Origin of the sequence: Kiloniella spongiae (assembly GCF_001026905.1) — a bacterium.
Lineage (GTDB): Bacteria > Pseudomonadota > Alphaproteobacteria > Kiloniellales > Kiloniellaceae > Kiloniella > Kiloniella spongiae.
Map to the genome: position 1 here is coordinate 48,160 of NZ_LAQL01000004.1, position 12,351 is coordinate 60,510.

Below are 12,351 nucleotides of genomic sequence, written 5' to 3' on the forward strand. Positions count from 1 at the left end.
TCCATAAGGAATACTCGAAGAAGAAGTAACATCATAAGCACTCATTGTTTCTGATACCTTCTGACCATTCCTATCAAGAAGTGTGACTATTAATCCCGCACTACTTTTTCTATCACTTCAATTTTACCATCTGCGTTATGTGCATACCTTTTAGGATCACAAGCCATCGGTTTCCCCAGTCTTGATAACAGGAAATTGCAATGTCGTTGTCGTTCCCGAGCGTAATATTATTTTTTAGATTTCCTCGATGATACTCAGAAAGGGTCAACTAATGTACTATCATTAAGAGCAAATCTCATCCGAGTTCGGTCATGCCCTAGGCTAAATGAAAACCCCATCCTGGCATTGTAATTACCCTTACTATCCGCTTCCCAATTAACACCCAATGCAAAATTATCGAACTGATGATTTAAACCAGCAGAAGCGGTATTCAAGGATTGATCTCCCCCAAATTAGAAAGATCAAATCGAGTACCCAAAGCTTTACATCAAGGCGTAAAGCTCTCCTTAATACAAAATATCGTCGGCTGATAATTGATAATCCTGATATGCTTTCTTGGGGTATTTATCGTGATAATAAGCTGAATCATAGTTATAAACTGACAGACTCAAAATAACTTTGCCAGCCCGTCCTTCCAAGTGCACAGGCAATATATGTCGCCAAGAATAAAGAGTTTCACTTGGATGATCTAATTTTGCTGTTACACACAATACTTTTTTTGTATCAAAAGCCCGGTTCCAATCTGTTCTTATTTTTATGGCTAGCTCGGGCTCGTACACTTCACTCAAGAGAGAATTTTTTAAGGTGGTAAGATGGGAAGCATTGACCATTTCACCAGCAAGCCGACACAGATAATCATTTCGTCTTTCATCATACGCAAACACAGCAAGATGAGAGAGAGACTTTGGAAACTCAAAAACCTCAAACTCTTCCATAGACGGAAGCGTTCCCTTGGATGATTGATAATTCGCCCACCACTTAAGAATGCCGTCACTAATTGGACAGTTTAATGCAAGGGATAAAGCTTCATTAGATTTTGAGATATCAGACACGTAAAACAAACCACATTAAAATTGGCAAGGTAACAATTGAGAGCGTTGTTGAGATCACCACGAGGCTCGCAACTTCTTCCGGCTCTCTTTCATACAATTCGGCAAAGAGATAGCAAAAAACAGCAACAGGCAAAGCGCACTGCAAAATAACAACACCTGCCGCAGGTCCTTCTAGCCCAAGCAACCATACAATGCTCAAACCAACAAGGAAACCACCCCCTAATCTAAAGGTGGCTAACCCAAAGCTTCGGCCAAGATTAACAACCTTCAAACTGGCCAGGGAAACCCCAAGCGTAATGAGCATCAAAGGTATTGTTAAGTCACCAATTAGTTTTGTCGTATTTAAAATCCATTCAGGAACCGTAAGATCAGCCACCAGAACACCTGTCGCAATAAGTGTAGCTGGAATAATCGGCATCGTAACCAGTGATTTTGCTGAAAACTGCCCAGATACAAATGCAACACCAATGGTCAACTGGATAACAACATAAACAGCAAAGAAGCCAATCGCCAAAGCCAACCCCTCTTCACCAAAGGCAAGAAGACAAAGTGGCAAGCCAATATTACCAACGTTTGGCCAGGTCAATGATTGCAGAAAAGTACGCTGAGAAAGACCTAGAAGCATAAGAAAGATGCCGCCCGTAATAGCGAAAATTACATTCGCCAGTGTTGCGGCGCCCCCCATTGCCACAAGCGCATCCATAGAAAGATCAACAGTTGCCAATGTATAGAACACCAGAGCTGGTGTACTAAAATAAGTTACCAGAAAAGTGACCATCGGCGTATCAAACTTACGACCAGCCTTAGCCCAGATAAAACCAATGGAAATGCAGATTAAAACAGGAGAGATAATCCCTAGAATTTCAGCAATCATTTTTCGAAATCTTGTGTTGAATGGAATCATACAATTTCAAGTAAATGACACCATGTCAAAGAAAAGCCGGATTAAAATCCGGCTTCCATCATCGGTTATCGTCCTAGTATGAAAACAGAGCTTTGGAATCAGCAGGAGCTTCCGCTCTTTCATTCAAACCATAATCTCGTTCCACGCAAGCAACCCTTAGCCTGTAGTTAGACCCCCCCCCTTCTCGTCCCTTCATTTGCGTTTGCCGATGGTCAAAACAATTACGCCACTCCTTAACCGCAGCTTCATCTCGCCAAAAGGATAGTGAGAGAATTTTCTGGTCATCAACAAGAGACTGAAAACGTTCAATAGAAATAAATCCATCAATATCTTCGAGCTTGTCTTTCAAGTCAGCTGCCAGTGCAAGGTAATGATCTTTTTGTCCCTTTGCAGGGATTACTTCAAAAATTACGGCGATCATGACGCAACAAAACTGGCATGAGGTAAAGAGACATTCTTCACAAAAAGGCGATCTTCTCTAAGAATGAATTTCTCTTTTTGTGCAAACTCATAATTTGCCTTACCGAGAGGATGTGTCGCCAATTTTTGTCGATAGACTTCATACGCAGCCATACTCTCAATATTATAAATACCATAGGCCGTTGTTGTAGAACCTTCATGGGGAGAGAAATAGCCAATTAAATCGGCCCCACATTCAGGAATAGCCTGCCCCCAGTTCTGGGCATAGGTATTAAACAGATCTTTTTTATAGGGATCAATTTGGTAGGTAATAATACACGTAATCATGTTAACCTCTTATCGTTAAGACAAGAGAGTATTACCACCGACGAAAGTTAAAATGATTCGTCACATAACGAATGTATGAAATAATAACAACTATATGCAACACAGACTAAACGCCAAATAATTTGCGATGTATTTCATTCCAAAGTTCTTGGGTGGGCGCCAGTAACAGCCCTTGTTTGCTGTAAGCACTGTAACTATAAGCAGCTCTATCGAGACAGGCTCCATATCCACCAGCCTCTCGATGAATAAGCTCACCGGGCAGATGGTCCCAGGGCATTAGTCGGGTAAAAAGGGCAAATTGGGTTTTAGAAGTCGCCAGACGTTCATAATCAGCTCCAGCGCAACGTAGTGTATTCACTGTATTAAGTTTTGACCGGTTTTTATCTATCGCTTTTCTGATCTTTGGATCTTGATCTTCAGAGCCATGGAGCGTTCCCACACTCTCACTTAGGGCTTTAGCTGACACTTGAATAGACAATCGTTGATCATCTTGATAAGCCCCTTCTCCTCTTCGTGCTTGAAGCATGCTCTGGTTAACCGGATTTAATATCCACCCCGCAACTGTTTCGCCCTGATAAAGCAGCGCCAACATAGTTTTAAAAACATCCCGGCCACGGGCAAAGTTATTCGTTCCATCAATAGGGTCAATGATCCATGTAAGCCCATGCTCATCAAGATTTTGTAATAAATCGGGAGAACTCGCGACTTTCTCCTCCCCAATAACCTGACTACCCGGCAATAAATCAATCAACCGCCTTTCAAGCAGAGCTTCAGCCTCTGTATCAGCGACAGTAACGGTCTCACCGCCTTTTTTGTATGAAACATCACCTTCTGACAGGTTCTGAAACCTTGGCAAAATCACCTGTTCAGCAACTTCATTAAGAAGGCCTGCAACCCTATCCAGCTTTGAGAACATTACGCAGCCAACAGATTTATTGTAGGATCGATACAGATCATGTCATCTATGGCTTGAAACAACATTATCGATACGATCCAAGTGCTGTTGTTTCTCATCGTCTGTCAGGAACGATCCTGAAATCGAGTTGCGACACAACACAGCAATATCATCCTTGCTCAAGTCTAAAGCTTCGACAACTGATAAAAAGTTTGCGGTCATATAGCCGCCAAAATAAGCTGGATCATCGGAATTTACCGTGACCTTGAGACCAGCCTGCATCATTTTTTTCAGCGGGTGATCTTTCATATTTGCCACACCACAAAGCTTGAGGTTTGAAAGTGGGCACACAGTAAAGGCAATACCAGAGCTTGCCAGTTTCCGAGTTAAGGCAAGATCCTCAATTGTTCTGTTACCATGATCCAACCGATCAATCTTTAACAATTCAATTGCCTCACGTACGTACTCCGAAGGCCCTTCTTCCCCCGCATGCGCCACCAGCTTGAGATCCAAATCGCGGGCTGCGTTAAAAACGCGCTCAAACTTCGAAGGTGGATGCCCCATTTCACTTGAATCCAGCCCGACCGCGACAATGCGCCCGTCGAACCATGGCTTTGCCTCTTCAAGCGTTGCAAAAGCATCTTCTTCACTCAAGTGGCGCAAGAAAGACATGATAAGCTCTGAGGTTACGCCCAGTTTTTCTTGCCCATCATCCAGAGCACGCAAGATACCGTTTGTTACGGTTGAAAATGCAACGCCACGGCTTGTGTGTCCTTGAGGATCATAAAAAACTTCAACGTGGACCACACCTTCTTTGGCGATTTTTTCCAAATAAGCAAAGGTCAGATCATAAAAATCCTGCTCCGTCTGAAGAACATTCATCCCCTGATAATAAATATCAAGAAAGTCCTGTAAGTTGGAAAACTTATAGGCAGTACGAATTTCCTCAACAGACTTATAGGGTAAATCAATATTATTTCTGATAGCCAAATCCATCATCATTTCCGGTTCCAATGAACCTTCGATATGAAGATGTAGTTCAGCTTTGGGGAGCGCATTGATAAAGTCTGTTAAGTTGCTCATATAATTTGTCCGAATAAATATCTAACTCACTTAGACTCTAACTTTTAATTCCATTCTTGAAAATAGATCGGAGAGATTTTCTTTGCCAATCCCTTAAATCAACAGGATAAATTGATGAACCTCTAAGGATCATCCCCACAAAAAAAGGGAGCCAAACGGCTCCCTTTTTTTATAGCAAACGGTTGTTTGGCTGGCTTAGAAGCCCATGCCACCCATACCGCCCATACCACCCATGCCGCCCATGTCAGGCATTGCAGGAGCAGCAGACTTGTCTTCTGGCTGATCAGCAACCATTGCTTCAGTTGTGATCATCAGACCGGAAACAGAACCTGCATCCTGAAGAGCTGTACGAACAACTTTAACCGGATCAATGATACCAGCAGCAAACAGATCTTTGTACTCACCAGTCTGAGCATCGAAACCGAAACCGGCTTCGTTTTTCTCAGTGATCTTACCAACAACGATGGAACCTTCGTAACCAGCGTTTTCAGAGATCTGACGGATCGGCGCTTCAAGTGCACGACGAACAACGTTAACACCAACGTTCTGATCGTTGTTATCACCTTTAAGATCTTTAAGGGCAGCAACAGCAGAAAGAAGTGCAGTACCACCACCGGATACGATACCTTCTTCAACAGCAGCACGTGTTGCGTTCATAGCATCTTCAACACGGTCTTTACGCTCTTTAACTTCGATTTCTGTAGAACCACCAACGCGAAGAACAGCTACACCGCCTGCAAGTTTAGCAAGACGCTCTTGTAGTTTTTCACGATCATAGTCAGAAGAAGTTTCGTCAGCTTGTGCACGGATCTGTGCGCAACGGCCTTCGATCTGTTCACGATCACCAGCACCATCAACAACAACAGTCTCTTCTTTAGAGATGTTAACGCGCTTCGCAGTACCAAGCATATCAAGAGTAACATTCTCAAGCTTGATACCAAGATCTTCAGAAACAACTGTACCGCCAGTCAGGATCGCGATGTCTTCGAGCATAGCTTTACGACGATCACCAAAACCAGGAGCTTTAACAGCTGCGATTTTCAGACCACCACGAAGTTTGTTCACAACAAGAGTTGCAAGCGCTTCGCCTTCAACGTCTTCAGCAATGATAAGAAGTGGACGGCCAGACTGAACAGCAGCTTCAAGAAGCGGAAGCATTGGCTGTAGGTTCGTCAGTTTTGCTTCGTGAAGAAGAATGTATGGTGCTTCAAGATCAGCAACCATTTTCTCTGCATTCGTTACGAAGTACGGAGAAAGATAGCCGCGGTCGAACTGCATACCTTCAACAACGTCGAGTTCAGTTGCAAGAGACTTAGCTTCTTCAACAGTGATAACGCCTTCTTTACCAACGCGTTCCATTGCTTCAGCAATCATGTTGCCGATTTCAGCTTCACCGTTCGCAGAGATTGTACCAACCTGAGCAACTTCTTCAGATGTTTTGATCTGTTTAGCAGAAGCTTTAAGAGCTTCAACAGCTGTAGAAACAGCAAGATCCATACCGCGCTTAACATCCATTGGGTTCATGCCGGCAGCAACAGCTTTTGCGCCTTCACGAACAAGACCCTGTGTCAGAACAGTCGCAGTTGTTGTACCGTCACCAGCAACATCGTTGGTTTTAGAAGCAACTTCGCGAACCATCTGTGCGCCCATGTTTTCAAACTTATCAGAAAGTTCGATTTCTTTCGCAACAGAAACACCATCTTTGGTGATACGTGGAGCACCAAATGATTTGTCGAGAACAACGTTACGACCTTTTGGGCCGAGAGTAACTTTTACAGCGTTTGCAAGTACATCTACGCCACGAAGCATTTTATCGCGAGCGTCAGTACCAAATTTTACGTCTTTAGCAGCCATAATCTTTAATTTCCTTTAATTCAGGGACCAGTAATATTGAAGCTTATTTAAAGCTTAATATTATTGAAGAATGCCCATAATGTCGGACTCACGCATGATTAGCAGTGTTTTGCCATCAAGCTTAACTTCGGTGCCGGACCACTTACCATAAAGAACAGTGTCGCCTTCTTTAACGTCGAGAGGAACAACTTTGCCATCATCAGAACGAGCGCCACTGCCAACAGCAGTAACTTTACCCTGCATTGGTTTTTCTTTTGCAGTATCGGGAATGATGATACCACCAGCAGTTTTTTCTTCCTGGTCTAGCGGCTCAATAACAACACGATCGTGAAGAGGTTTGAAGCTCATAGATCAACTCCATCAGAGTATATTAAAACAAAAAAATTTCGGGCACCCAAGGTGAGAGTTTTCTTATTGTTAGCACTCCCACCGAATGAGTGCTAACAGCGATATAGAACTCGGGTAGTAGGATGTCAACCAATCGAGAAAAAAATAATTAGAATGGCTTCTTATTCTTCCGGTTCTTCTGGCTCTTCTTCGAGCGGATTTATGCCAAATTTGCTGATAAACTTATCAGCATCAGCCTGAAGAATAGAAAGAGAAACCCAGACACCCTCTTCATGGTGATCCTGTTCAAGGACTTTGGCATTATCGTGTAACCAGGATAAAGCCGCACCATTCTCATAGGGAATTTCAAATTCATAAACAAGGTTTTGCGCATCAAGAAGCCGCTCAACCATATGCAAGAACTCAGAACACCCCTCACCCGTAATTGCAGAACAAAGAAGCGTTGTATCCTGATGTCCAGATTGTATTTCCAAAGAAGATTTTATTTCTTCAGAAAGCAAGTCCGATTTGTTCCAGACTTCAATCATATCCTTTTGAATATCCGGATCTAGCTCCAAATCATTCAGAACAGCCTTAACGTCATCTTTTTGAGCTTCAGTATCTTCGTGCGAAACATCTCTTACATGGACCAGCACATTCGCTTCTCTGACCTCTTCCAAAGTGGCTCGGAAAGAGGCGATCAAATCTGTTGGCAATTCTGAAATAAATCCAACTGTATCTGATAAAATAATTTCGCGCCCGGATGGCAAGTTAACCCGGCGCATCGTTGGGTCCAGTGTTGCAAATAACAGATCTTCAGCAAAAACCTTTGATTCAGTCAGCCGATTAAAGAGCGTCGATTTTCCTGCATTTGTATATCCCACCAATGAAACAATCGGAAAAGGTACCTTCCGGCGCGCCGAACGATGTAGCTCGCGGGTTTTCTTCACCATTTCAAGATCGCTTTTCAAACGAACGATTTTTTCATCAATCAAACGTCTATCAATCTCGATCTGACGCTCCCCCGGACCACCCATAAAGCCTGCACCACCGCGCTGACGCTCAAGGTGTGTCCAAGATCGTACCAATCTTGAACGCTGATAACTTAACTGAGCAAGATCAACCTGTAGCTTACCCTCTTTGGTACGCGCGCGTTCACCGAAAATTTCAAGAATAAGCCCAGTCCGATCAATGACCTTTGCTTCCCATCCCTTTTCAAGATTTCGCTGTTGCACGGGCGTCAAAGCCGTATCGACAATAACAACCTCGACATCGTTGGCATGAATATAATCGTGATACTTTTCGATGATACCGGAACCAAACAAAGTGGATGGCTTAGGTCGGGCAACCGTAATTACCTCGTGGCGTATGATCTCTAGATCAATTGCCAAAGCCAAGCCGTAAGCTTCTTCAAGCCGCGCTTCAGAAGAACGGATTGATTGAGAAGCTTTTTTTAATTCCGGATGAAGTACAATGGCGCGGACCTTTTTTTTACGGTCCACGCCATCATCAATAAATTTTGAGCCCATATAAATCAGCAAAACCTGTGAAGGTTACGATGCTGCTCCGCCTTCGTCGTCCTTGCCCGGATCAAAAAGCTGAACTGGTGTCGCAGGCATAATTGTTGAGATCGCGTGTTTGTATACGAGTTGTGCATGTGCATCACGACGAAGCAATACAGAGAAATTATCAAACCATGAGATAATGCCTTGCAGCTTGACGCCATTTACCAAAAAGACCGTTACCGGGACTTTGTTTTTGCGAATCGTATTCAGGAATACATCCTGTACGTTCTGTGATTTTTCCGCGGCCATCGCGTTTAATCCCCTTTTTGTTTTTATTACGTGTTTTTATTGGTTGGTATTATTAGCTTTTGGGGTTATGCCCGAAAATCGGACAAGAGAGATTCTTTATCATTATGCTGAGGAAATACAACCCCTCATCAACACAGGACTTAAAAATCCCCTAATTTTCTATGCTAAAAATGCTTTCATTTCGCCACAGGATGCAAAATGCAAAGCAGGTTTACACTCGATAAACTCTTCATCTCGAGGAGCATCAGGGCGGATTAGAACCGGATAACAAGCACAGTTGTGAGCACATTGAAGATCAATATCCGTATCCCCGACAAACCATACCCCTTTATCTTGAGAAAGTTCACTTCCCTTCAACGCCAAATCCATAACACCCGGATCTGGCTTATCTTTAGCGGCATCATTTGCACCGATGATATTTTGAAAAAAGCCGTCCCATCCCAAATGAGTGACCTCTTTACGAAGGATATACCCTTTTTTATTGCTCACAATAGAAAGATAGACACCCTGTGACACAAGAAATTCCAAAAGTTCTTTTGCTTGTGGCAAAGGCGCCAAGACATCCAAGTGACTTGCTTCGTAAGTATTGTAGAAAATTTTAGTCGCAATCTCGACTTTATCCCCAAAAATTTTGGGGAAACTTTCACGTGCCGAGGCACGAACTCTGTCCTTGACCTCTTCGAGTGTCCAGGGATCTTGCCCCATTTCGTTAAAGGTAACAGAAAGCGCATGATGGATCGAAATCCAACTGTCGATTAATGTATTATCCCAATCGAAGACAACAGCTTTGGGGAATGAAGATGTCATGAAATATGATGTCTCTAATAATTTAAGATGATAAATCTGTGTCGTGTTCCTAAAAAAACTCAAGCTTAACAGCAAACAGCTTTTCTATCTTTTTAACAGCTTCCGCAGCGGAGAAAATAACAACCAAATCATGAGATCGCACGATTGTACCTCCCCTTGGAATAATAACTTCACCGTCTCTGACAATTGCACCGACAATAACTCCCGGCGGAAGTTTAGCTTCACGGATTGGCACACCAACAAGGCTTGATGTTTCAAGCGCTTCAGCTTCAATAACTTCACCAAGACCATCAGCAATAGTATGAACAGACCGAATACGCCCTCTTCGAACATGTTGCAAGATGTTGGACACGGTAATACTGCGCGGATTAACAACCGTATCAATACCCAGAGTACTGATTAGCGGTGCATAGGACGTGGTGTTAATCAACGTCACAGCACGTTTGCAGCCATGTCGCTTGGCAAGTAGTGACGTAAGGATGTTCACCTCATCATCATTGGTTACTGCAACGATTGTCTCTGTTGTCGAAATATTAACCTCATTCAAAATCTCCGCATCAAGAGAATCACCATGGATAACCACAGTTCTCTTCAAGGATTTTGCAACAAATTCAGCGCGTTTTTTATCAAGCTCAATAAGCTTGAGCTTTACTTGAGGGTGGTTCTCTTCAACCGTTCTGGCAAGATAAAGACCAATGTTCCCCCCACCAATAATAACAACTCTGCGTGCTTCTGATTCTGAATGACCAAAGGCATCCATAGTCCGGTTCAGGTGCCCATGATCCAAGACCAAGTACACATCATCACCAGGACGCAGCTCATCATCGGGGGTCGGTACAAAGCCCTTACCCTGACGAAAAATACCAACGACAACAACATTCAACGTCGGGAAGAGCTCTGTCAATTGCCGAAGAGGTGTATGAATAATCGGTGTGTCTTCGGTACAATGCACACCAATCAAACTTACCTTGCCATCAGCAAGCGGATAGACATCAAATGCGCCCGGTATCTGAAGACGTTTTTCAATTGCTGCTGCTACTTCAATTTCAGGTGAAATGATAACGTCAATAGGCATGTGATCACGTGTAAAGAGATCCGACCACATCGGATCCAGATAATTTTGCTCACGGATACGCGCAATCTTTGTTGGCACATCGAACATGGAATGACAAATCTGACAAGCAACCATATTTACTTCGTCAGCATGCGTTACCGCAATAATCATGTCAGCTTCGGATGCGCCTGCTTTTTCTAAAATGTTTGGGTGTGAAGCAAAACCAACCACACCTTTCACATCCAATGAATCGGTAATTTTATTTACCAATGCAGGATCTCGATCAATCACAGTGATATCGGCATTCTCGCTTGCAAGATAGCGGGCAATGTTAAAGCCCACCTGGCCAGCACCACAAATAACTACTTTCATAACAGGATCCTAAATCCGTAAATTTCCTTAGCCTCGATCTGTCGAAATACCAAGTGTTCTCAGTTTACGATGCAAAGCAGATCGTTCCATACCAATAAATGTTGATGTTTTCGAGATATTTCCACCAAACCTCATAATCTGAGCTTCAAGATATCTTTTCTCGAACAACTCCCGCGCTTCTCTTAATGACAAAGCCATCAGATCTTCTTGCCCTGAACCGCCAGATGAAACAGACGGAGAAATAGATCCAATATCAGGCGGCATCATCTCTGCAGAGATCATTTCATCCCCTTCGCCTGGTGCCATAATCAACAGCCAATCAATAACATTTCTAAGCTGACGAACATTTCCAGGCCACTCATAGGCCTGCAGAGAAGCCATAGCATCCTGGGCCAGTGGACGAGCAGGAATACCATTGGTTTTCGCAGATAGATCCATAAAGTATTCAATCAGGTCAGGAATATCATCGCGACGATCAACCAATGCAGGCACAATCAGTGGAACAACATTCAGGCGATAATACAAATCTTCCCTGAATTCACCTGCTGCAATTAATGCCTGTAGATCCTTGTTGGTAGAGGCAATAACCCTGACATCAACCTCGACTTCGACATCGCCGCCTACTCTGGTAAAGGATTGTTCCTGCAAAACACGAACAATTTTTCCCTGCGTTTCAAGTGGCATATCGGCCACTTCATCCAACAAAAGAGTTCCTCCATGAGCCTGCTCAAAGGTGCCAACTCTTATGGATATCTCCCCGTCGTCACCTTTGCTCTCAGTACCAAAGAGCTCACTTTCTAGACGATCAGGATGCATCGTGGCGCAATTCAATGCGACGAATGCGCCATTATGACGCGTGGATTGTTGATGCAGTTGGCGCGCCACTACTTCTTTTCCTGCCCCTGCAGGACCAGTTATCAAAACACGGCTACCAGTCGGAGCAACCTTATCCAAGGCTTGTTGCAATTGAAGCACTGGTGCAGATGAACCAATTAATGATGACTGCACAGCTGCACTTACTCTAAGACGCTCATTTTCCCGCCTTAACTCTGAAAGCTCTATAGCACGGTTAATAATCAAAAGTAATCGATCCGATTTAAACGGCTTCTCAACAAAATCAAATGCGCCGATCTTAATCGCACTTACTGCTGTTTCAATCGTGCCGTGGCCAGACATCATCACAACAGGTAAATCACTATAATCATGCTTAATGGCTTCGAGTATGCCAATACCATCAAGTTCAGAATTGTTAAGCCAAATATCCAAAACAACCAGACTGGGGCGTCGGGCATGAATTGTCGCCAGAGCTTCCTGGCTGTTAGCAGCCTCCCTGACAACATAGCCTTCATCTTCCAGGATACCACTCAGGGCCATTCTGATGTCTGTTTCGTCATCAACAATGAGAATTTCGCGAGTCATGTAATCAATCTGTTTAAATGAGT

At 43.5% G+C, this 12,351-nt stretch carries 13 protein-coding genes; all 13 read right to left on the bottom strand.

Features of this window, described 5'->3' with window-relative positions:
- Positions 1 to 506: 506 nt before the first annotated feature.
- Positions 507 to 1,052 (bottom strand): hypothetical protein, encoded by a 546-nt coding sequence (locus WH96_RS06705; RefSeq protein ID WP_156176731.1) that lies wholly within the window; start codon positions 1,050 to 1,052, stop codon positions 507 to 509.
- Entirely contained in the window at positions 1,045 to 1,926 is an 882-nt protein-coding gene (locus WH96_RS06710; protein ID WP_047763590.1) for an AEC family transporter, read from the bottom strand. Before WH96_RS06710 ends, WH96_RS06705 begins: the two co-directional genes overlap by 8 nt.
- A 103-nt stretch (positions 1,927 to 2,029) precedes the next feature.
- Positions 2,030 to 2,377 (bottom strand): antibiotic biosynthesis monooxygenase family protein, encoded by a 348-nt coding sequence (locus WH96_RS06715; protein WP_047763413.1) that lies wholly within the window; start codon positions 2,375 to 2,377, stop codon positions 2,030 to 2,032.
- Positions 2,374 to 2,703, bottom strand: a complete 330-nt coding sequence (locus WH96_RS06720) for an NIPSNAP family protein (RefSeq protein ID WP_047763414.1) — start codon at positions 2,701 to 2,703, stop codon at positions 2,374 to 2,376. Before WH96_RS06720 ends, WH96_RS06715 begins: the two co-directional genes overlap by 4 nt.
- Positions 2,704 to 2,809: 106 nt before the next feature.
- On the bottom strand, positions 2,810 to 3,619 hold the full coding sequence (locus WH96_RS06725) for an inositol monophosphatase family protein (RefSeq protein ID WP_047763415.1): 810 nt from the start codon (positions 3,617 to 3,619) through the stop codon (positions 2,810 to 2,812).
- A gap of 42 nt (positions 3,620 to 3,661) precedes the next feature.
- Complete coding sequence (locus tag WH96_RS06730; protein WP_047763416.1) at positions 3,662 to 4,681, bottom strand: adenosine deaminase; 1,020 nt, start codon at positions 4,679 to 4,681, stop codon at positions 3,662 to 3,664.
- A 195-nt stretch (positions 4,682 to 4,876) separates the two neighbouring features.
- A complete protein-coding gene (gene groL / locus WH96_RS06735) occupies positions 4,877 to 6,535 on the bottom strand; it encodes a chaperonin GroEL (protein WP_047763417.1) in 1,659 nt (552 codons plus the stop codon).
- A gap of 60 nt (positions 6,536 to 6,595) precedes the next feature.
- A complete protein-coding gene (gene groES, locus WH96_RS06740; protein ID WP_046509756.1) occupies positions 6,596 to 6,883 on the bottom strand; it encodes a co-chaperone GroES in 288 nt (95 codons plus the stop codon).
- 161 nt (positions 6,884 to 7,044) lie between these two features.
- On the bottom strand, positions 7,045 to 8,391 hold the full coding sequence (gene hflX / locus WH96_RS06745) for a GTPase HflX (RefSeq protein WP_047763418.1): 1,347 nt from the start codon (positions 8,389 to 8,391) through the stop codon (positions 7,045 to 7,047).
- Positions 8,392 to 8,415: 24 nt separating this feature from the next.
- Positions 8,416 to 8,676, bottom strand: coding sequence for an RNA chaperone Hfq (hfq, locus tag WH96_RS06750; RefSeq protein WP_047763419.1), 261 nt, complete (start codon positions 8,674 to 8,676; stop codon positions 8,416 to 8,418).
- Between the two features lie 159 nt (positions 8,677 to 8,835).
- The gene (locus WH96_RS06755) at positions 8,836 to 9,483 is read right to left on the bottom strand and encodes an HAD family hydrolase (RefSeq protein ID WP_047763420.1); all 648 of its coding nucleotides are present in this window, start codon (positions 9,481 to 9,483) and stop codon (positions 8,836 to 8,838) included.
- Between the two features lie 49 nt (positions 9,484 to 9,532).
- Complete coding sequence (gene trkA / locus WH96_RS06760; protein WP_047763421.1) at positions 9,533 to 10,909, bottom strand: Trk system potassium transporter TrkA; 1,377 nt, start codon at positions 10,907 to 10,909, stop codon at positions 9,533 to 9,535.
- A gap of 27 nt (positions 10,910 to 10,936) precedes the next feature.
- On the bottom strand, positions 10,937 to 12,328 hold the full coding sequence (ntrX, locus tag WH96_RS06765) for a nitrogen assimilation response regulator NtrX (RefSeq protein WP_047763422.1): 1,392 nt from the start codon (positions 12,326 to 12,328) through the stop codon (positions 10,937 to 10,939).
- Between the last annotated feature and the right edge of the window lie 23 nt (positions 12,329 to 12,351).